Source organism: Paenibacillus sp. (assembly GCF_048976745.1).
GTDB lineage: Bacteria > Bacillota > Bacilli > Paenibacillales > Paenibacillaceae > Paenibacillus.
The window spans coordinates 469,840-491,218 of record NZ_JBHGUU010000006.1; the positions used below are offsets into that span (position 1 = coordinate 469,840).

Genomic DNA, 21,379 nt, shown 5'->3' on the forward strand with positions numbered 1-21,379 from the left:
AAATTAGACGAACAACGAGTCAAGTCTAACTTCAATTCAAGAGGAGTGCGGTGTCTATGAATCACAATCCATCACCGATGAGCTGGGAAACGGCAGATGTTCATCGTTACGAACAATCGATAGCCCTGAAAATTCCGGGTTATTCTCATATGCATGATCTCATGGAAAGGCTGCTTGCAGCATCACTTGCGGATAACAACGATAGTCATTTACTTGTCGCTGGAGCAGGAGGGGGAAAAGAATTAGCTTTGCTTGGTTCGCGCCATACCGGGTGGGTGTTCACCGGAGTAGATCCTTCACAACCCATGATACAACTGGCTGAGAAACGGGTCGAGGAAGCAGGTATTGCCTCCAGAGTGAGACTGCAACCTGTCACGGTTGAAGCATTACCGGAGGATACTTTATATGACGGAGCGACAAGTATGCTTATGTTGCATTTCCTTCAGGGGATAGAGGCCAAGAGAGCATTTCTGATGAGCCTTGCAGCGAGACTTAAACCGGGTGCCCCTCTAATCATTGCGGCTGTAAATGCCGATCTTCGTTCACCTGCACATCAAATCATGATGCAAGCTTGGAAGGATCACATGTTGAGTGTGGGCGTGCATCCGGAAGAGTGGGAGCGCTTTGCTGCTTCCCTGGGTCGCGAGTCCGATCCCATATGCTCTGAAGAGATGACTCAGCTGCTGACCGAATGCGGTTTCTCACATATTACACGTTACTTCGGGGCGTTCTGGGTGGAGGGGTATTATGCAATTCGAAACTAACGTGAAGCCTATGAAAGATCAAATCTGGGTCGTTGGGGGTTATGGTCAAGTGGGGCAGATGATATGTACTCAGCTGGGGAAATTGTTCCCGGGTAAAGTATGGGCTGCGGGTACGCGTATGAACCGTGCGGAAGAATTCAGCCGATCAACAGGCGGTGCTGTGCTACCGCTTCAACTGGATGTAACACGACCTGTAGAACCATCCATGTTAAGACCTGTGAAGCTGGTCATCATGTGTGTTGACCAGAGCGATACCCGGTTTGTTGAAGCCTGCGCACAAGCCGGAACCGATTATATTGATATTTCTGCAAAATATGATTTTCTTGCTCAGGTTGAACACCTGCACACCAAAATGCAACGTTCCAAATCAACCGCGATCCTCAGCGTTGGACTATCACCGGGAGTAACGAACTTGCTTGTACGTGAAGCCACCATGCATATGGATCAGGTGGAGGAAGCGGATATTACCGTGATGCTGGGACTTGGCGAGAAACATGGGAAAGCTGCCGTGGAGTGGACCGTTGATCAGATGAATGCCACCTACCAGGTGATGCAAAAAGGCAAGCCTGCTGAGGTGCAAAGTTTCGGGGATGGCAAATTAATTGATTTTGGAACGGAACTGGGGAACAGGAAGGCGTATCGATTTAACTTTTCGGATCAGCATGTGGTTGCTCGGACGTTACGCATTCCAACCGTGTCTACCAGACTCTGTCTGGACTCCCGCTGGATCACAAGATCCATGGCAATCTCCAAACGTGCAGGGTTGTTTTCGTTTCTGCGTATCCCGTCTATTCGGAGTGGAACGGTTAAGGCATTTGGCCTTATTCCCGGAGGAGAGCCAATGTATGCGGTCAAGGTTGATGCCATAGGATGGGAAAATGGTGAACAAATCCGCGTTGAACAACTACTGGTCGGCGCAAAGGAAGCAGATGCAACAGCAGCGGTAGCTGCAGCCGTGGCAGAACGTGTGTATAAAACAGCGTTGCCACATGGTGTATTTCATATTGAACAGTGTCTCTCTTTGCAGGACATTCAGGATGCACTTCATACACCACTGAAGGTGACAACGAAGATCACCTAATTTCATATTCTTTTGTTGGTGCCCTCCGATCTGCTATGATGTAACAATAATCACGGCATGAATGGAGGGAGGGATGGAGATCATGAACTGCGTTGCTGTATTACCTTATTACAAAGTACAGAGAGAAGTGACGGGTCTCGCCCAAGAAATTGAAGTGAATGCCCGTTCCATGATTCTGTATTCAGATAAAATCGTAACCAAATACCGCGAATTTAACATCACGGAAGTGTTTGACATGTCGTTTCGTCGTATGGGTGATGAGGGTGGGTTTTTCTATCTGCACACAAGCACAGGAGTATATCCATATATGGTCGAAATCGACCCCAAACCTTTTATACAAAGTTTCAGAAAGATGACGATCCAAAAATTAAAATGACTTGACCTTGCCGTTACGTGAAGGCTTAACCTCGAATATGGAAGGAACCACAACCCATTCAGAGGAGCCGTGAATGTAATGAGTATACTGATTCAGCAAGCTATAATCCTAACGATGAAAGATGCCGATGCCCCCTTTACGGGGGATATTCGTGTTGAGGGAGATCGCATTATACAGATTGCTGACCACATTTTGCCTCAACCGCAAGATGAGATTATCGATGGTCGCAATAAGATCGCCATGCCGGGTCTAATTAATGCCCACCAACATACACCAATGAGTCTGCTCCGGGGATTCTCGGATGATCTGAAGCTGATGGACTGGCTCGAACGCAAAATGTTGCCTGCCGAAGCGCGGATGAACCCGGAAGACATCTATTGGGGTGCCAAGTTATCCATCGCCGAGATGATCCGTTCGGGTACCACTGCGTTTGCGGATATGTACATTCATATGAATGAGATTGCGGAAGTTGTTAAGCAAACAGGTATGCGGGCATCGCTTACACGTGGGATGGTATTCGTGGAGGATGATGGGGGACGCAGGTTACAGGAGGCGATCGATCTTGTACAACGCTGGTCAGGAGCGGCCGATGGGCGGATTACAACGATGTATGGACCCCACTCACCCTATACATGTCCTGTAGAGCCGCTTCGTGAAGTCATTGCCATGGCTGTCACGGAGGATATTCCTCTGCATATTCATCTGGCTGAGACAAAGGAAGAAGTTGTGAAGATTCGTGAGCGCTATGGCATGACACCAACTGAGTATTTGGAAGAGACGGGGATGTTCGAACAGGCACATGTACTGCTTGCGCATGGTGTACACCTGAATCGAAAGGACATCGGCAGATTGAAGGGCATGCGCGGTGGTGTAGCACACAATCCGGTCAGCAATCTGAAGCTGGGGTGTGGAATTGCTCCGATTACCGAGATGTTGGCCCAGGGAATTAACGTGGGCATCGGAACGGATGGAGCGGGAAGTGCCACAACCGTGGATATGTTCGAGGAGATCAAAGCCGCGACCTGGCTGCAAAAGCTGGACTATGGCGATCCCACTCGCCTGCCAGCCAAGGTTGTACTAAGCATGGCTACACGCGGAAGTGCTAGTCTGCTTGGTCTACAGGATGAAGTGGGTTTGCTTGAGGTCGGTCGCAAAGCGGATCTGATCCTGATTGATCTGGCGAAACCACATCTTCAACCGGTACATGAGGTAGAGTCGCTACTGGCTTACAGTGTAAATGGTGCGGATGTGGACACTACAATCGTGAATGGTCAGATCCTCATGCGAGGCAGGAAACTGCTGACGATTGATGAAGATGAACTTTACCGTGAGGTGAAGGTTAGAGCCAAACGGATTGTTGAGGGAATTTAATTTTTAGTGAATTTGATCCAAACTGGAAAAATATTTGTGTTTAAAACGCTATGGAGACTTACTCCATGGCGTTTTTTGTCGAATTATAACTGGAAATAGTTCCATGGTCCTGTTCAGAATCGGTTCAGAATGACTCGTTATACTGAGCGTGTAGCTGTTCAAATATGAAATGTACACGAGGAGGAACATGAATTGAAGGGGAAACAAAACAAAAAACGGCTTAAGCCAATATTGAAAAAAAGCATGTTGACTGCACTCGGGCTGAGCATTGCATTGCCTATAGGTGGAACGCTCCCGCAGGTTAACGCAGGGGCAATCGGTCCGGTAATAAACATTTCGCGACCCGTTCTTAACGATGGCATCAACTGGTTAAGTTATTCATCAGAACAAAATGATCCACGGGATGTGCCCATAGAGGTGACCATCAATAATACAGTCAGAATCAATTTAAGTACCCAATTTCGATCCGATGAGTATAGTACGCTCACAGCCAGCACAAGTGATATCAGTATAGCTGAGGCGTATGTAGAAACGAGTCAGGATGAGAATATGACAACGCCTGTCAGTACATTGGTGGTTATTCCTCGCCAAAGCGGCAAAATCAACATCGAATTGAAAGCGAATTATATGATCTCTGGTGAACCAGAGACTGTTACGGATCACATTGAACTTTACATTAGTAAAAAAGGGGATGTAAATGCAGACGGTAAAGTGAATTCTCTGGATGCAGCAGACCTGTTCGATTATCTTCGTAACATGTTAAGTCGCCGCGGATTTAGCTATGTAGAGATGAACCGTATGGACGTGGATCGTAATACGGAACCCACGCTGGGGGACATGGATGCTTTGTTAATAGGATACAAGGGCAAAACACTTGGCGGAAAAAACAATGACTATGTATTGACCTTTAAGCAAGTGGATGATGCGCCGTATATACTGAATGGTGAATTGAAGAATGCCATGCAGATTGGAAACGATATTGGCGTTGATTATTACTTAATGGATATTGATTACAATGATTACCTTGATACTCCTTCCTACCAGTGGTACCGCGCAACAGAAGCTACGGGAGAAGATATGGTGCCAATCGATGGAGAGACAAGAGCACAGTATACCGTTAGAAGTGAGGATGTTGATTATTACCTTGTGCTCGAAGTTATTGCGAAGTCCACTTGGGACTCGAATACGGAGCCTAGAAAAGTATACATTATTGGAAAAGAAGCAGTACAACGGCCTATTTAATTCATATTTATTAATTTGGATAACGAATAACAACACTTTCTATATTTTTACCAAACGATCTATCAATTGATACAGACATGGAGGCTATTACATGTTTCAACCGAAAAAGAAACGTCCCAGAATCAGAAAAACAATGTCGGGTCTAATCGCACTGACATTACTCTCTTCACTCATATTGCCAAGTGTAGCTGGTGCAGAGCCGGAGCCATCGCAGGTGCAGTTTGCAAATGTAAGTGTACAGGCAGGGCAGACCGTTCATGTACCTGTTGCATTGAAGAAGTCCTATTTCGGGGTGAAAGCTTATAATATGCAGATTGATTATGATACGTCTGCACTGGAAATCGTTCGGATCACACCTAAATCTTCCAACGCTATCACCACATCCCCAAATGAAGAGGGTGTAGCAGATTTCCAGTACGAGATTAATAATGAGGAAGGCTGGGTACGGATCATTTGGGTTGATTTTACAGGGGGGAACAATCCGATTGTAGATGAACAACAAATGTTTGATATCGAGATCAAAGCCAAAAACAATGCGACGCCTGGAACGAAACAGCTCTCTGTAGATCAAACGGATTCAGAGCATTGGCATTTTACGAATGTAGAACATGGGAGCTACACTGAATTGTCCGGTGGAACAATCACAATTACAGCAGCAAACTCAGGTGGTGACAATTCTGGTTCGACACCTACACCGAATCCTGATAACTCTTCGGGTGGAGGAGGAGGAAGTGTGTCGCCAACTTCACCCGTTGTGACCCCTGTTCCAGCCACTCCAGCGGTAACCAAAGGCGTAGACATCTATGTGAACGGACAGAAACAGGAACAATCTGCAACGGCTACCACATCAACGGTAAACAATCAGGTGACTACTACGATTCATGTGGATAATGCCAAAGTCATCAATCAGATTGGAAGTGGACTTAGAACGCTTCTTCTACCGATGACAGGTACTGGCAAGGGGGCGGTCGTTGGTGAACTGAACGGCAAGCTGGTCAAAACGATGGAAGGAAGTAATGCCGAAGTTGTCATCCAGACTGACAGTGGTACATACACCCTCCCAGCTAATCAGATTCAGGTGGATCAGATTCATAACCAATTTGGAGGAACAACTCCACTCGAAGATATCACAATCCAAATCGCTATTGTGCCTAGTGCCACATCTAAACAAACAGCCATTCAGGAGGCTGCGGACAAGCTGGAGAACACTACAGTGATCGCAGCTCCGGTTGATTTTGAAGTAAAAGCGATCTGGAATGGACAGCAAGTTAATGTGGATCGTTTCAACGCATATGTAGAGCGTTCCATTACATTGCCAGAGGGTGTCGATGGTTCAAAGATCACGACAGGAGTTGTACTTCAGCCAGATGGCAGCCTTCTGCATGTACCAACCAAGGTGATCAAAGGTAATGGACAAGATTCTGCTATTATTAACAGCTTGACAAACAGCACTTATGCTCTGATCTATCATCCGGCAACATTCAGCGATGTAACGAATCATTGGAGTCGTGATGACGTACAGGATCTGGCATCCCGTCTGATCGTACAAGGTACTGGTGAGAACGTATTTGCGCCAGACCGGAGTATTACGCGAGCAGAGTTTACGGCTGTTCTGTTAAGGGGGTTGGGGCTGCACGCACCGCGCAGTACAGAAGCGGCATCGTTCACGGATGTGAAGACAGGCAGCTGGTATGAGGATGAGGTTCAGACGGCTGTGTCCTACGGACTGATCTCAGGTTATGCTGATGACAGCTTCCGTCCGAACAGCGAAATTACTCGTGCTGAAGCGCTGACCATTGTGTCACGTGCGATGAAACTGGTCGGTCTGGCACAGGCCGATGCTTCAGAGACAACAAGTCTGCTGAGCACATACAGCGATAGCGCTAAAGTACAAGTATGGGCAGCAGAGCCTGTTGCATCGGCAATTAAACAAGAGTTGGTACAAGGTGCGGATGGCAAACTGATGTCAGATGCAGACATTAGTCGTGCACAATCGGCGGCAATTGTGAAAAGGTTGCTGGCAAAAGCCGGATTAATCTAAACTTTATAAGTTGAACTAAAGATTACTTACACTGACACTATGATGACAGAATAGTAACGAAATAAGACAACCCGAGTCCTTATATCTAAGGATTCGGGTTGTCTTGCACCTACACTAACTTGAAAGATTCATTTCAAGTAAGTATAGGTGTTTTTTTACATATAATTTGTGTTCGAAGAACCTCTTATAGGTGCGATAGTCCAGTTCATTATCAGTTCACACTGATTTGTTACGATATGAACATCAAATAGATAGATATTGTGCATGATCAGGAGAGGAAGAGATCCATATGAAAATACTGGAAGTTAAAAATGTGAAGAAATCATACACCTTGTATGGAAAAGAAAGAGTCCCGGTACTCCACGGTTTGAACCTGAGTTTTGAGACGGGAGAATTTGTGTCCATCCTTGGTGAATCTGGCTGCGGTAAGTCAACATTGATGAATATCATCGGTGGCATGGACTCCGACTACGAAGGGGACGTCGTGGTTCGTGGCAAGAACTTAAGTGCCATGACAGAGAAGGAAATGGACGATTATCGGAAGAATAATATCGGCTTTGTCTTTCAAAATTTCAATCTGATTCCGCATCTGTCTGTCCTCGAAAATGTGACAATTGCGATGCAAATGACGGACACCAATGAGAAGGAGCGGAACCAACGCGCCGTTGATATTTTGACAGAGGTGGGGCTGAAAGATCATCTGAACAAACGTCCCAACCAATTATCAGGGGGGCAAAAGCAACGGGTTTCCATCGCACGTGCGTTGTCCAATAATCCCGATATTATTTTGGCTGATGAGCCAACAGGGGCTCTGGATAAGGAAAACGGAGATCAAATCCTCGCTTTGCTGGACAGCATAGCCAAAAAGGGAATGCTGGTAATTGCCGTAACTCACTCGCAGAAAGTTGCTGATTCGGGCACACGTATTGTGAAGGTTGAAGAGGGCCGCATTAGTGACGATATCCACTTGAAAGATCCCTCTACGGCTGTCTACGAGAGTGGTCAGGATTCTTCCCGGAGCTTGGGTCTGCTTGCTTCATTCAACATGGCACTCAAAAATATGAAACTCAACGCCAAGCGTAATGTTCTGGTAGCTTTGGGTGGATCTATAGGTATATTAAGTGTACTCCTGATGCTCTCGTTGGGGAATGGGATAACAACATATATGAACGACGAAATCAATTCAAGTATGGACCCGTTGCTCGTGGATATAACCAAGCCAAGTGAAGAAGCCAAGGACATGCAAGGCCCGGAAGCCTTGATGGCGACAGGTGAACCGTTCACCAAAGCTGATATCGAGACGATTCGCAATTTCCCTAATGTAGACCATGTAGAGACAATTACGACCATTACAGGTAAGTCCACTATGGTGAATGAAAAACAAAGTGTAGGACTTGCGCAATTAACAACGTTAACGGATGCTTTTGATCCAGCATTACTAACCGCGGGTGTTCTGCCGGTAGAAAATGAGATGTTGTTGCCCCTCGATACGGCGAAGCAATTAAGCGGAAATGATCAAGCTGAATCCATGATTGGCAAGTCCGTCTTGCTATATATCAACGAGATGGATGGCAATAATAAACCAGTAACTTTGGAGAAAGAAGTAACGATCTCAGCGATCTATGAAGCAGCAGATCAACGATCTCCAATGCAACAATCCCCGGGATACATTTCATCAGGGACGCTGGAGCAAATGTATACGGACAATGGAATAACAATCGGACCGATTCAGGTTAACGCCTATGCAACCGATATGAAGTATGTAAATGAAATCAATGAAGCTGCTGTTGATGCTGGCTTTGCAGGCTCCCAGATGGCCAAAGTTATGGAGAATATCACGACATATGTAAGTATGGCTTCCATAGTACTCGCGGGTATTGCAGGCATTTCGTTGATCGTATCTGGTATTATGATATTGGTTGTACTCTATATTAGTGTCGTGGAACGGACAAAAGAGATCGGAATTCTTAGGGCCATTGGAGCAAGAAAGAAAGATATCAAGCGCATATTCTTCTCCGAATCTGCCTTATTAGGTGTATTTAGTGGTATTATTGCGGTGGTCTTTGCAGTGATCATTAGTTATGTATTAAATATTCTATTGGATAATGCGTTTGGAGCAAAACTCATTCATCTCTCGGGATATTATATCTTGTTTGGTATCTTGGTAAGTACAGGAATTAGTATCGTGGCCGGTTTGATGCCTTCATCAAAAGCGGCGAAGCTGGACCCGATGGAATCCTTGCGATACGAATAAAACCAATTGCGGAGAGGATAATGGCTGCATGAACACAATTCTGGTGGTGGACGATGATTCCCATATCCGCAAATTAATCCGAATCTATCTTGAAAAAAATCAATTCTCCGTGCTGGAAGCTGCAGACGGTCAAGAGGCATTAGATCTTCTCTCTCATACGAAAGTTGATCTGGCCATTGTGGATATCATGATGCCGCGAATAGACGGCATTGAACTGACAGAAGATATCCGGTCTTATCTGGATATTCCGATCCTGATGGTAACCGCCAAGGGAGAATCCAAGGACAAAGTCAGAGGATTTAATGCCGGGTCAGACGATTACCTCGTTAAACCGTTTGATCCTGTGGAGTTAATCCTGCGTGTAAAATCATTATTGAAACGATATAACAAAAGTTCATCAAACCTGATTCAGGTCAGCGGTGTCACGATTGATTTGGGCAATCTGATGGTTGTTGCGGACGGACAAACGATCGAATTGAAAAAGAAGGAATGTGAATTGTTATTTTCTCTGGCGAGTTCGCCAGGGAAAATATTCACACGTACACAGCTTATCGATGATATATGGGGCATCGATTACGAAGGAGATGAGCGCACGGTTGATGTACATATCAAACGGTTAAGGGAACGTCTTGAGCACGTTCCTGAGTTAGTGATCTCAACAGTAAGAGGACTTGGTTATCGTCTGGAGCGGTCATGAACATGTTTAGGAAAAGCCTGCGACTTCGCATCGTAGCTACGTTTATCGGGATTGTTCTGGTGAGTTTGATTCTCTCCTTTATGATCAATAACGGGTCTCAGGAAAGGACTCCGAATCGGTTTATGGTTACCTTTGCTCAAGATCTCGCTACACTGATCAACCTGATCGATGATCCGGAAAAAGTGAAATCAAGCTTTGATATCTTTGCTCGCTACGGCTTGAATATCACTCCCGTGAATGAACAAAGTGAGGTGTTATCTTCCTTGCCAGAGGACAAAGTTCATTCGTTATTTGAAACGGGTACAACCGATGCCATGTTTTTATCCAGTAAAGATGGAATTGCGACCATAGGTGTTCCTGGAACAGATGAGGGGATTGGTACATTTCTGATCCAAAGTGATTTCTCCTCTCTTTTTCATACACTGCGAAACACGCTCTTAACCTCACTGTTAACGGTTCTGGTCATTGGAAGTTTGTTGATCCTGTTCATGTCCGGGTACATTGTGAAACCGATTAAGAGATTAACGATGGCAGCGAAAGAGATGTCATCAGGAGACCTATCGGTCCGTTTGAAACATAATAACAAGGATGAGTTTGGCGAACTAATGGAGAGTTTTAATCATATGGCGAGTGAGTTGCAAAAAATCGATTCGGTTCGTGATGACTTTGTCAGCAACGTCTCTCATGAAATGCAGTCTCCGCTCACTTCAATCAGGGGATTTACCAGAGCACTACAAGATGGTGTTATTCCTCTGGAAGAGCAGAAAGAGCATTTGGATATAATCTATGAGGAAACGCTGCGCTTATCGAGGCTCAGTGATAATCTGCTTCGGCTAGCCTCGCTGGATTCGGAGCATCATCCGGTTCATTTCACCACGTTCCAGGTAGATGAACAATTAAGAAGGGCGATTTTACTTGCGGAGCCGCAGTGGTCACAGAAGGACATCCAGATCGAATTGGACTTGTTGCCCTGTGAGATCACAGTGGACAAAGATTTGTTTGATCAGGTCTGGCAGAATTTAATAAACAATGCGATCAAATACACCGGTGCTCAAGGTACCATTCATGTCGAAATTGAGATGTTATCTTCATTGGTGAAGGTATTGATTAGAGATTCTGGACAAGGCATTCCTGAGGAAGCTCTCCCGTATATCTTTGATCGATTCTATATGGTGGACAAAGCGCGAAGCAGCTCGCTTCGAGGCAATGGATTGGGGTTGTCCATTGTGATTAAAATTTTGAAATTGCATCAATGTACAATTGATGTCGAGAGCGAAGTCGGAAAAGGATCGCAGTTTATTGTCACGATTCCCAGATCGGTTATTACATCTTAAGGCAAGTCAGAATAGAGAGAAGCAATATGGAAACAATCGGTCCCTGTGCGTTCAGGATTCAGATTGCTTCATATTGCTTTTTTGATATGCGTATACTCGACAAAATTTCATATATAGTTTTGTTTAGCAGTGGATCATTTGATAAAATAGAAGAGACGTTATGTGAATCTATGAACTTAATCAATTTATCATACACAGAATGGAGCCATTCAATGAAATATCGCAATATGGAAGATTGTATTAACGATCTGGAGCAGCACGGTCATTTGATTCGGGTCAAAGAAGAGGTTGATCCGCATCTGGAGATGGCAGCGATCCATATGAAAGTGCACGAGGCTAAAGGCCCGGCGTTGTTATTCGAAAATGTAAAAGGCTCGAAGTTCCAGGCCGTATCCAATCTGTTCGGCACGGTGGAACGAAGCAAATTCATGTTCCGCGGCTCGCTGGAAGGCGTACAACGGGTCATGGCTGTTCGTGATGATCCCATGAAGGCGCTTAAGACGCCATTTCAGCATGTTCGCACAGGTCTTGCTGCATGGCAGGCGCTGCCAAAACAGAAGTCTATTAGCCTACCCGTGACGGCACAAGAGATTCAAATCTCTGACCTGCCCCTAATCAAACACTGGCCCATGGACGGCGGGGCATTTGTGACACTACCGCAGGTGTATTCCGAAGATCCGGATAAGCCAGGCATCATGAATTCGAACTTGGGGATGTACCGGGTTCAGCTGAGCGGCAATGATTTTGAAATGAACAAGGAAATTGGATTACACTATCAGATTCATCGCGGAATTGGTATACATCAAGCCAAGGCGGTGAAAAAGGGAGAACCACTGAAAGTTAGTATTTTTATTGGTGGTCCACCAGCACATACACTCTCAGCGGTTATGCCTTTGCCTGAAGGACTCAGTGAGATGACATTTGCCGGTCTGCTCGCTGGACGTCGTTTCCGTTACAGTTATAAGGACGGGTATTGCATTAGCAATGATGCTGATTTTGTCATCACGGGTGATATCTACCCAGGCGAGACAAAGCCCGAAGGTCCGTTCGGGGATCATCTGGGATATTACAGTCTGACGCATGAATTCCCGTTAATGCGTGTGCATAAAGTCTATGCCAAACCTAATGCTATCTGGCCGTTTACGGTTGTTGGTCGTCCGCCGCAAGAAGATACGGCGTTTGGCGATTTGATTCATGAGATTACAGGAGACGCGATCAAACAGGAGATTCCGGGGGTCAAAGAAGTGCATGCGGTCGATGCGGCAGGGGTCCATCCATTGTTGTTCGCCATCGGCAGTGAACGTTACACGCCGTATCAGGCGGTGAAGCAGCCAACAGAGTTGCTTACGATCGCCAATCGTATTTTGGGTACGGGGCAGCTCAGTCTGGCGAAGTACCTGTTCATTACCGCTGAGGATCAGCAGCCTCTGGACACCCATAAGGAAGTTGAATTCCTCACCTATATCTTGGAGCGTATGGACATGCAGCGGGATATTCATTTCTATACCCATACAACGATTGATACACTGGATTACTCGGGTACAGGCCTGAACAGCGGAAGCAAGGTTGTTTTTGCAGCGTATGGCGACAAGGTTCGGGATCTGTGCACGGAAGTTCCGGAGTCTTTGAAAAACATTCGTGGTTATGAGAATCCACAGCTCATCATGCCGGGCATCGTGTCGATCCAAACATCTGCTTTCACGAGTTATGCGGATGCAGCACAGGAAATGCAAGCATTCACGTCTCTATTGAAAGAACAGGGAGGATTGGACTCTTGTCCGATGATTATCCTCTGTGATGACAGTTCGTTCCTGAGTGCTAATCTCAGTAACTTCTTGTGGGCCACGTTTACCCGCAGCAATCCTTCACATGACATGTATGGAGTGAATAGCGGGTATGACCACAAACACTGGGGTTGTGATCAGGTAATTATTGATGCGCGTACCAAACCTCACCAGGCACCGCCGCTGGTTCCCGATGCTTTGGTGGAGAAGAGCGTTGAACGATTCTTTGTTAAAGGGGCAAGTCTGGCTTCGATCAAAATCTAATGTGAGATTCCTTGAAGAAGTTCAAACCAATGAGTTTGAACTTCTTTGGCTTGCTCTGATACAGCGATGAGACACAAAAGAGTCTAAAAATTTAAAACCGGGACGAATTTGAATATTGGAGTGAGGATAAAGTCTTATATGTTCGTATTTCCCTTTGCGATTAAGGTCGTTTGAACTATGTATGAAATGAAGAATTATAACGATATAAAGAAGTATAGGTATTTTTGTGGCCCCGTTCCATTGGGTGCTGTTACTATAATGAATTGTTCAGGGGGAATACCGATTTGAGAATCCATATTATGAACCTGCAAGACGGAGACCGTCTGACTGCGGATACATTCAGCGATGCAGGATTACACGTTCTCGGGAAGGGAACTGTGATCAAAGGTGAGGATATCACCTTGCTTATGCAGCACCGTGTAGATTATGTAGATATTGAATCACGCGAAGAGGAAATCACTGAAGCAGAATTTTTTGCTGCAGCCGCCAAACATGCTTCCGGGTTAAATACAAGCACGAAGGAAGAACCGCCTGAAGAAGAGATGAAGTCCCAATTTATTCAGACCGTACATAATTATCAAAATGCTTTTCTCGAAGCTCTGACCGTTGGCAAATTCAACGCCACCATGGTGGATGATGCACTGCAACCGATGGTTGAGGGACTGGATGAGCAGAAAGATGTCGTTCATCTCCTGATGATGCTGGAGCGGGATGACGTCAATAACTATACACATTCGATCCAGGTAGGATTGTTGTCCTTCTACCTCGCGAACTGGCTTGGATATTCTCAGAAGGAGAGTTATCAGATTAGTCGCGGTGGTTATTTGCATGACATTGGAAAGTGCAAAGTATCCCACCGGATTCGGAACAAAACAGAACCGTTGACAGCGGACGAGCAGCTGGAAATGCAGCGTCACACCATATATGGTCATGAAATCATCAAAAATTCGATGACGGATGAAGCGACAGCACTGGTTGCTCTGCAGCATCATGAGCGGGAAGATGGGTCTGGTTATCCGATGCAACTTGAGAAAAGTGAAATTCATCCCTATACCCAGATCGTATCTGTAGCCGATATCTATATAGGCATGAGATCAGGGAATCACGGAGGAAGCAATCCAAACCTGATCAACAACCTTAGAGATATTTATGGAATGGGATTTGGTAAATTAAATGAAAAACCGGTTCAGGCATTGATGCAACATTTGCTTCCTAACTTCATTGGGAAACAGGTCCTGCTCAGCAATGGAGAAAAAGGTGTTATTGTCATGAACAATACGTCTGATATTTTCAAACCGCTCATCAAAGTGGAATCTGAAGAATATCGTGATCTCTCCAAGGAGCGTACGCTTGCGATTGATGAACTGCTTATTTAATAACGGTAGCGTTTGTTATTCTACCAATACATGAAAAACGGGTCTCCTGTACTATGAAAGGGGACCCGTTTTTTGTTATATCATCCTACTTGTGTTGTTCGACCAAGGAAGCAAGCGTATACTTTGCAAAGACCTTATTTTTCCTGCCAAGGAGTGATCGCCATGATTGAAGTATCCACCGAGATTATGATCCATGCCTCGATTGAACGGTGTTTTGACTATGCCCGGGATATTGATCTGCATACACAGACCGTGTGGAAACATACGCAAGAACGAGCGGTAGCGGGAGTAACCACAGGAAGAATTGGCGCAGGGGAGAGCGTTACATTTCAGGCTACCCACTTTGGGGTCAGACAGAAGTTGAAGTCCAGAATTATACAGTTTGAACGACCGTTTCTATTTGTGGATCAGATGGAGAAGGGTGCTTTCAAAAGCATGCGACATGAACATCATTTCAGCGCGATTGGAGATCAGAAGACTTGCATGAGAGACACGCTGCGCTTTGAAGCGCCACTTGGATTGCTAGGATGGGCAGCGGAGCGACTTGTGCTGAAGAGGTACATGCTGACATTTCTGGAGAGTCGCAATCGTAAACTCAAATCGATACTTGAGCAGCATCCAGAATAAGATGGATAAGGGGAGATGACGTTTGTGTTTGACAGTGAATATTATGTAGGTTGGGGCACCCTTGCCTTGATAAATGCCGGACTGGCACAGGGAAAAAACAGAAGTGGTCGGAACTGGTTTCTGATTTCCCTGTTCGTTGGTCCGTTAGCAACCCTCTTTATTGTGGTGTGGAATAAACTGGATTAATTCAACGATCAAGATTCCCGATGCATATGACGATCGATCATCCAGAACAGAAGTGCGGCTGCACTAACACTCGCGCCTAACCAGCAAACTGCTGTCCAGCCAGCCCATGCATACACTTGGGTAGAAACGATGGAGCCGGTTGCACTGCCGATGGAATAAAAGATCATATAAGCTGCCGTCAGGCGGCTCTGTGCTTCGGGTCGAACTTCGTAGATCAGGCTCTGGTTGGTAACATGTACGGCCTGCACAGCGAGATCAAGCAGGATAACGCCGAGGATCAGGAACCACAAAGAGTGATGGACATAACTGATGGGCAACCAGGACAAGAGCAGAATGACAAGAGAGACGCCGGTTGTTTTTTGCCCAAAGCCCCGATCGGCGAGTTTACCTGCACGGGCAGCAGCCAGTGCTCCAGCCGCTCCTGCGAGACCGAATGCACCTATGACCGTATGAGACAGGGACAGTGGTGGGCTACTTAGTGGCAGAACCATGGAAGTCCACAAGATGCTGAAGGCTGTAAAAATCAGCATGGCCAGTACACCTCGTACTCGTAATACACGCAACTCACGGTACAGTTGTAAGACAGAGCTGAGTAATTGGACATAACTTTGTTTTACTTGTGGGGATTGTTGTTTTGGGAGAACAAGAAATAAGGCAACAATTCCGAGTAAAGTAAGGCTGGCAGAGAAGAGATATACCGATCTCCACCCAAGCCAATCGTTCAGCGTACCTGCAACCGTTCGTGCAAGTAATATGCCAATGACGATTCCGCTGGTGACCTGTCCAACAATGCGACCACGTTCGGAAGGGGCTGCCAAGTGTGCAGCAAAGGCAACTAATGTTTGTGTAATGACCGCGAGTAGACCTACGACAGCCATGCCCGTGAATAAAAGTGAGCTGGACTGTGAGGTTCCTACCACAACCAGTGCAAGTACGGATAAGAGCATTTGGATGATGATCAACTTGCGTCGGTTTAAGAGATCCCCGAGCGGTACGAGAAGGAACAGTCCCAGGGCATAACATATTTGAGTTACTGTGATGACAATCCCTATGGATGATGGAGAGAGGCTGAATTCTTGAGCAATGGAGTCCAGCAAAGGCTGAGCATAATAAATATTCGCGACCGCAAGTCCACTGCACACGGCAAAGAGAAGAGCAACTAGCCGTGACATGGCAGGACGATCCTTAGTGGATAATTGTGCCTCTGAAGAAGAAGTTAGCATGAGTTGTTGTCACCTTTCTATTATGTACTGATAGGTATGTTATGTTTCGGGATAACCATACTTTATTTGCTTGGATTCTGTCAACAGAGAATGGAGTAAGATTTTCAATCTGTTTAAAACCGCTTTATGGAGGAGTTTATTTAATTTTTATAATCTTAAGTGAGTGATCTTTGACTTTTTCATGGTTATGAGGTTAAAATATATAAACATACTGATCGATACATAAAGAGGTGAATTGTATGGTTAGACAACGGGAATTTGATACGGATAAAGCACTCGATGCAGCAATGCATACGTTTTGGGACAAGGGATTCGAAGCATCATCTTTGAGTGATTTGACGACTGCAATGGGCATCCAACGTCCCAGTCTATACGCGGCTTTTGGTGATAAAAAGGAACTATTCGAAACAGCACTTCGCAGGTATACCACTCAGCATGCGGCTCAAGTCAGAGCCAGACTTCAACAGGGCTCCTCCGTGCGAGAAGCCTTTCGTGGGCTGTTTGAACATATTGGAGCAGAGGGGAATATGACCGATCCTAGTCACGGCTGTTTTTGCATTAATACGATGGTTGAGTTAGCTCCACATGACCCCAAATTCGCTGTCCTTACACGGGAGCATCAGATGTATCTGGGTGTTCTTTTCAAGGAAACGATAGAACGAGGGCAACAGAGCGGGGAATTGTCCGTTCACTTGAACGCGAGTGCAATAGCACAGTCTTTGGTGGTATCCATGATTGGATTGACTGTTCTGATGAAATCAGGACCGGACCGTTTGTTTGTAGAGCAGAGCATCCAGGTTACACTATCTTTGTTACAGTAATCGGAATGATACTTTTTAAAGTGATGTGGAGTTGCTACAATATATTTAAGAATTGAGCAGATATAGGAGGAGATCAGGAATGAATATGAAGTTGCGCTGTGCCGTTTTGGATGATTACCAGAACGTTGCGCTGACGTCGGCGGACTGGAGTCCGTTGATGGATCGGGTGGAGATTCAGACATTCAACAACTATATGGGCTCGGATGAAAAGGTCATTCAAGAATTGCATGAGTTCGATATTGTGGTCCTGATGCGGGAACGTACACCGTTTCCGGAGAAGGTCATTTCGCAGCTACCTAAGCTCAAACTTCTGATTACAAGTGGAATGCGCAATGCGTCCATAGACCTCAAGGCTGCAGAGCAGAAGGGAATTATTGTGTGCGGAACCGAGGGAAGCTCTAATCCGCCGACTGAACTTACGTGGGCGCTGATTCTGGGTCTGTCCAGACAACTGGTTACGGAAAATAGTGCACTTCGCTCCAATGGAAATTGGCAGAGCACTGTAGGGTTGGATTTGCATGGGAGAACACTTGGATTAATCGGTTTGGGCAAAATAGGCACTCGCATGGCTGAGATCGCACAAGCATTTGGCATGAATGTGATAGCCTGGAGTGAGAATCTGACACCAGAAAAGGCCGAAAAACATGGTGTGATCTATTCCGAGACCAAAGAGCAACTCCTTACACAGAGCGACATTATATCCATTCATCTGGTGTTAAGTGATCGTACGCGTAATCTGATCGGACTAGCCGAATTTCAACAAATGAAACCGAGTGCGCTGCTCATCAATACGTCGCGAGCGGGCATTGTTGATCAGGAAGCTATGGTGGAGGCATTGCAGCGTGGGTTCATTGCTGGTGCAGGTTTGGACGTATATGAGCAGGAACCGCTGCCGGTTAACCATATTATTCGAACATTGCCCAACGTTCTAGCGACACCGCATCTGGGTTATGTGACTCGTAGCAATTATGAGATCTATTATAGGCAAACGGTAGAGAACATAGCGATGTTCCTGAAGGGAACACCGATCAGGCAACTGCTCTCTTAGAATGGGCGTATACGGAGTACGACTCTGCGATAGTTATATAGAATCAAAGACAAAAAAGGTGCTGTCAGGAAAGAGTTAGACCTGTGCAACACCTTTTTTGTCTATCTGTGTAGCAAAACAAATGAAGGGATAGCTGTAAAGTATATTCTATCTTATTGGCACATTCCGCTCATCAAGTTTAACTGTGTGGTCCTCGCTGGGAAGAATGAATCATGGCGACACTTGATTCACGAACGATTAAGCGCGGTTCAAATTGGATGTGTTCGTAATCGGTCGTGTTCATCTCCCGAATTCGTTTTAACAACAGTTCGGTAGCAAGTCTGGCAACTTCTTCACCCATAATGGAGACGGAACTAATCTGCGGAGACGAGACAGTGGTCCATTGATTGTTATCCACACCCACTACAGCCACATCTTCAGGTACACGAACCCCTAACTCCTTGAAACGATTAACCAATCCAATGGCAACCATATCATTAATGGCATAGACTGCATCTGGCATATGCGTAAGTCCGTAGAAATAATCTGCAGCATTGGCACCTGTATTTAATGAAAAGTCCTCACCGAAGTAGACGAGAGAAATGTCCACATGGCCTACAGCTTGCTCATAAGCACGGAAGCGTTCTTCAATGATGTCTTTGGGTGCACCGGCATATGCGATTCGAGTCCGGCCAATTTTGAACAGATGCTCCATCACAAGTTTGCCTTCGGGTTGAGACAGAGAGACGATATCTGCCTTCATACCAGGTTCCAGTTTCTTGCCGTAGTTAATCATGGAGATGGGGAGCGGCGCTTTATCAATCAGTCCGGGTAACGTTTTGGGATATGCCAGAGGCATGAAGATCAGTCCGTCGACATGCAATTTTTTTACATTACGAATAGTTTCCAGCTCGGTTCGGGCATTGCCTGCTGTATTGATCTGTACAACATGGTACCCATGCTGCTTCGCCGTTTGCTCCACAGACCAGGAAATTTCCGGAATGATGGCGTTGCGTATGTCGGGTACAACGAGCGCAATCTGGTGTGTTTGCCGGATCTTCAGACTCTGTGCGGAGGTGTTGGGTACAAATCCCAGTTCTTCAATGGCCTGCATCACCTTATCTCGTGTTTTATTACTTATACCTTCTGAATTGTTGATGGCTCGGGATACGGTAGCAATGCCTACACCGGCACGCTCTGCCACGTCCTTGATCGTAAGTTTCTGTTCTTTCCTCAATGTACGGTTACCTCACTTAATCGGAAACGATTCCGAATATTTAGGAATATGTAAGCACTTCACGATAGTTATATAAGTTAATTATAACATTTGAACCATAAAGTATCCCGTGAATGGACCACACTTATGCGATACATGGATTGAATTTAATCCATTTGTCATACCATCTATATAATTTCAACTAAACATTTACGCAAAACGGAGAGGACAGAAAGGACATGAAGAAGCGGAGCTAAAAGCTTTCTGAAAGAAAGCTACATCGGAAGCATACGCTGTCCCGGATTTCTCCTTTATAAAAGGAATCAAAAAAATCTGGGGATAACAGCGATCGGAAGGTTGTTCTGTCATCGGAGTGTGCAGTGTAAATATTCTTTAGTTCGATTTATATAACAAAACAACTGAAATTAAAGCATTAGCACCCCAAAGTGAACTCAGTATGATCACGCAATAGACATATTCGGGTAGAAATAGGTTTGACAGCGTATCTAAAATGTGACATATTTAACTTACGGAAACGTTTCCGATTATATCATAAATTATGATCTGGGAGATGAATTGAATGAAAGCATTACGCTGGCATGGAGTTAAAGATTTACGTCTCGAGAATATTAATGAACCTCACCCTGAAGAAGGTAAGGTCAAAATAAAAGTGGAATGGTGCGGTATCTGTGGCAGTGACTTGCACGAGTACACAGCAGGTCCAATTTTCATTCCGGCTCAAGCACCACATCCGCTAACAGGGGAACAAGCGCCTATAGTCATGGGACATGAATTCTCAGGACAGGTCGTTGAAGTAGGGGAAGGCGTAACACGTTTCAAGGCGGGCGATCGTGTAGTCGTAGAACCGATCTATGCATGTGGACACTGCGAAGCTTGTAAACAAGGCAAATACAATCTGTGCGATAAAATGGGTTTCCTTGGACTCGCTGGAGGCGGAGGTGGATTCTCCGAATATGTAACTGCTGAAGAATACATGGTCCATGCCATACCGGATTCAATCTCGTATGAGCAAGGTGCATTGGTTGAACCTTCGGCTGTAGCACTTCACGCCGTGCGCCAAAGCAAGCTGAAAGTAGGCGATACCGCAGCAGTGTTTGGTGCAGGTCCGATTGGATTATTGGTTATTGAAGCACTTAAAGCTTCGGGAGCTTCTGATATTTATGTGGTGGAGTTATCAGACGAACGGAAAGCCAAAGCGGAAGAACTGGGTGCGATTGTGATTGACCCAACACAGTTCAATGTGGTGGAAGAGATCCATCAGCGTACACAAGGTGGCGTTAACGTAGCCTATGAAGTAACAGGTGTTCCACGTGTACTGCAACAAGCGATCGATTCAACACGAATTGGCGGTGAATTAATGATCGTCAGCATTTTTGAACAGGAAGCACCGATTCACCCGAACTCCATTGTTATGAAAGAGCGTACGGTCAACGGTATTATTGGTTATCGCGATGTGTTCCCAGCAGTTATCAGTCTGATGGATAAAGGTTTTTTCCCCGCAGACAAGCTGGTAACCAAACGAATTTCGTTGGATGAAGTAGTGGAACATGGATTTGAAGCACTCTTAAAAGAGAAAAATCAGGTTAAGATTTTGGTAAAAGCAGAATAGAACCGTAGGCTGTAAAAGCGAGTAGACAACACATCAACAGATGTGATTGTCTACTTTTTTTGTAT

At 45.5% G+C, this 21,379-nt stretch carries 18 protein-coding genes; 16 read left to right on the top strand and 2 right to left on the bottom strand.

Annotated features, from left to right (window positions below):
- The first annotated feature begins 56 nt into the window (after positions 1 to 56).
- The 13 genes from ACE3K2_RS08995 (at position 57) to ACE3K2_RS09055 (ending at position 15,397) form a co-directional block, all read left to right on the top strand.
- On the top strand, positions 57 to 764 hold the full coding sequence (locus ACE3K2_RS08995; RefSeq protein ID WP_421889033.1) for a class I SAM-dependent methyltransferase: 708 nt from the start codon (positions 57 to 59) through the stop codon (positions 762 to 764).
- Positions 748 to 1,845 (top strand): saccharopine dehydrogenase family protein, encoded by a 1,098-nt coding sequence (locus ACE3K2_RS09000; protein ID WP_421889035.1) that lies wholly within the window; start codon positions 748 to 750, stop codon positions 1,843 to 1,845. The genes ACE3K2_RS08995 and ACE3K2_RS09000 overlap by 17 nt, the downstream gene beginning before the upstream one ends.
- A gap of 82 nt (positions 1,846 to 1,927) precedes the next feature.
- Positions 1,928 to 2,221, top strand: a complete 294-nt coding sequence (locus ACE3K2_RS09005) for a hypothetical protein (RefSeq protein ID WP_339260778.1) — start codon at positions 1,928 to 1,930, stop codon at positions 2,219 to 2,221.
- A 78-nt stretch (positions 2,222 to 2,299) separates the two neighbouring features.
- Positions 2,300 to 3,592, top strand: a complete 1,293-nt coding sequence (locus ACE3K2_RS09010) for an amidohydrolase (RefSeq protein WP_421889037.1) — start codon at positions 2,300 to 2,302, stop codon at positions 3,590 to 3,592.
- Positions 3,593 to 3,784: 192 nt separating this feature from the next.
- Positions 3,785 to 4,834: a dockerin type I domain-containing protein gene (locus tag ACE3K2_RS09015; protein WP_421889039.1), complete on the top strand. Its 1,050-nt coding sequence runs from the start codon at positions 3,785 to 3,787 to the stop codon at positions 4,832 to 4,834.
- 91 nt (positions 4,835 to 4,925) lie between these two features.
- Positions 4,926 to 6,875, top strand: a complete 1,950-nt coding sequence (locus ACE3K2_RS09020) for an S-layer homology domain-containing protein (protein ID WP_421889041.1) — start codon at positions 4,926 to 4,928, stop codon at positions 6,873 to 6,875.
- Between the two features lie 289 nt (positions 6,876 to 7,164).
- Complete coding sequence (locus ACE3K2_RS09025; RefSeq protein WP_421889043.1) at positions 7,165 to 9,129, top strand: ATP-binding cassette domain-containing protein; 1,965 nt, start codon at positions 7,165 to 7,167, stop codon at positions 9,127 to 9,129.
- A gap of 28 nt (positions 9,130 to 9,157) precedes the next feature.
- Positions 9,158 to 9,826, top strand: a complete 669-nt coding sequence (locus tag ACE3K2_RS09030; protein WP_421889045.1) for a response regulator transcription factor — start codon at positions 9,158 to 9,160, stop codon at positions 9,824 to 9,826.
- A gap of 2 nt (positions 9,827 to 9,828) precedes the next feature.
- Positions 9,829 to 11,160, top strand: a complete 1,332-nt coding sequence (locus ACE3K2_RS09035) for a HAMP domain-containing sensor histidine kinase (RefSeq protein WP_421889047.1) — start codon at positions 9,829 to 9,831, stop codon at positions 11,158 to 11,160.
- 212 nt (positions 11,161 to 11,372) lie between these two features.
- Positions 11,373 to 13,208, top strand: coding sequence for a UbiD family decarboxylase (locus tag ACE3K2_RS09040; protein WP_421889049.1), 1,836 nt, complete (start codon positions 11,373 to 11,375; stop codon positions 13,206 to 13,208).
- A 284-nt stretch (positions 13,209 to 13,492) separates the two neighbouring features.
- Positions 13,493 to 14,584: an HD-GYP domain-containing protein gene (locus tag ACE3K2_RS09045; protein WP_421889051.1), complete on the top strand. Its 1,092-nt coding sequence runs from the start codon at positions 13,493 to 13,495 to the stop codon at positions 14,582 to 14,584.
- A 162-nt stretch (positions 14,585 to 14,746) separates the two neighbouring features.
- Positions 14,747 to 15,211, top strand: a complete 465-nt coding sequence (locus ACE3K2_RS09050; protein WP_421889053.1) for an SRPBCC family protein — start codon at positions 14,747 to 14,749, stop codon at positions 15,209 to 15,211.
- A 24-nt stretch (positions 15,212 to 15,235) separates the two neighbouring features.
- Positions 15,236 to 15,397: a hypothetical protein gene (locus ACE3K2_RS09055; protein WP_421889055.1), complete on the top strand. Its 162-nt coding sequence runs from the start codon at positions 15,236 to 15,238 to the stop codon at positions 15,395 to 15,397.
- Between the two features lie 8 nt (positions 15,398 to 15,405).
- Here the strand turns inward: ACE3K2_RS09055 and ACE3K2_RS09060 are convergent, their stop codons facing one another.
- On the bottom strand, positions 15,406 to 16,620 hold the full coding sequence (locus tag ACE3K2_RS09060; RefSeq protein ID WP_421889057.1) for an MFS transporter: 1,215 nt from the start codon (positions 16,618 to 16,620) through the stop codon (positions 15,406 to 15,408).
- Positions 16,621 to 16,859: 239 nt separating this feature from the next.
- On the opposite strand from ACE3K2_RS09060, the gene ACE3K2_RS09065 reads away from it, so the two are divergent.
- Positions 16,860 to 17,441 carry a TetR/AcrR family transcriptional regulator gene (locus ACE3K2_RS09065; protein WP_421889059.1) on the top strand — a complete coding sequence of 194 codons (582 nt, stop codon included), beginning with the start codon at positions 16,860 to 16,862 and terminating at the stop codon, positions 17,439 to 17,441.
- A gap of 79 nt (positions 17,442 to 17,520) precedes the next feature.
- Entirely contained in the window at positions 17,521 to 18,489 is a 969-nt protein-coding gene (locus ACE3K2_RS09070) for a D-2-hydroxyacid dehydrogenase family protein (RefSeq protein ID WP_421889061.1), read from the top strand.
- A 178-nt stretch (positions 18,490 to 18,667) separates the two neighbouring features.
- Here the strand turns inward: ACE3K2_RS09070 and ACE3K2_RS09075 are convergent, their stop codons facing one another.
- Entirely contained in the window at positions 18,668 to 19,705 is a 1,038-nt protein-coding gene (locus ACE3K2_RS09075) for a LacI family DNA-binding transcriptional regulator (protein ID WP_421889063.1), read from the bottom strand.
- A 559-nt stretch (positions 19,706 to 20,264) separates the two neighbouring features.
- Here ACE3K2_RS09075 and ACE3K2_RS09080 point away from each other — a divergent pair.
- Positions 20,265 to 21,314: a 2,3-butanediol dehydrogenase gene (locus tag ACE3K2_RS09080; protein ID WP_339302717.1), complete on the top strand. Its 1,050-nt coding sequence runs from the start codon at positions 20,265 to 20,267 to the stop codon at positions 21,312 to 21,314.
- Positions 21,315 to 21,379 lie beyond the last annotated feature (65 nt).

What these genes read in the sequence shown, in the direction of transcription:
- ACE3K2_RS08995 (WP_421889033.1), top strand. Translation starts at nt 57, where the DNA reads ATGAATCACAATCCATCACCGATGAGCTGGGAAACGGCAGATGTTCAT.
- ACE3K2_RS09000 (WP_421889035.1), top strand. Translation starts at nt 748, where the DNA reads ATGCAATTCGAAACTAACGTGAAGCCTATGAAAGATCAAATCTGGGTC.
- ACE3K2_RS09005 (WP_339260778.1), top strand. Translation starts at nt 1,928, where the DNA reads ATGAACTGCGTTGCTGTATTACCTTATTACAAAGTACAGAGAGAAGTG.
- ACE3K2_RS09010 (WP_421889037.1), top strand. Translation starts at nt 2,300, where the DNA reads ATGAGTATACTGATTCAGCAAGCTATAATCCTAACGATGAAAGATGCC.
- ACE3K2_RS09020 (WP_421889041.1), top strand. Translation starts at nt 4,926, where the DNA reads ATGTTTCAACCGAAAAAGAAACGTCCCAGAATCAGAAAAACAATGTCG.
- ACE3K2_RS09025 (WP_421889043.1), top strand. Translation starts at nt 7,165, where the DNA reads ATGAAAATACTGGAAGTTAAAAATGTGAAGAAATCATACACCTTGTAT.
- ACE3K2_RS09030 (WP_421889045.1), top strand. Translation starts at nt 9,158, where the DNA reads ATGAACACAATTCTGGTGGTGGACGATGATTCCCATATCCGCAAATTA.
- ACE3K2_RS09035 (WP_421889047.1), top strand. Translation starts at nt 9,829, where the DNA reads ATGTTTAGGAAAAGCCTGCGACTTCGCATCGTAGCTACGTTTATCGGG.
- ACE3K2_RS09040 (WP_421889049.1), top strand. Translation starts at nt 11,373, where the DNA reads ATGAAATATCGCAATATGGAAGATTGTATTAACGATCTGGAGCAGCAC.
- ACE3K2_RS09050 (WP_421889053.1), top strand. Translation starts at nt 14,747, where the DNA reads ATGATTGAAGTATCCACCGAGATTATGATCCATGCCTCGATTGAACGG.
- ACE3K2_RS09060 (WP_421889057.1), bottom strand. Translation starts at nt 16,620, where the DNA reads ATGCTAACTTCTTCTTCAGAGGCACAATTATCCACTAAGGATCGTCCT.
- ACE3K2_RS09065 (WP_421889059.1), top strand. Translation starts at nt 16,860, where the DNA reads ATGGTTAGACAACGGGAATTTGATACGGATAAAGCACTCGATGCAGCA.
- ACE3K2_RS09070 (WP_421889061.1), top strand. Translation starts at nt 17,521, where the DNA reads ATGAATATGAAGTTGCGCTGTGCCGTTTTGGATGATTACCAGAACGTT.
- ACE3K2_RS09080 (WP_339302717.1), top strand. Translation starts at nt 20,265, where the DNA reads ATGAAAGCATTACGCTGGCATGGAGTTAAAGATTTACGTCTCGAGAAT.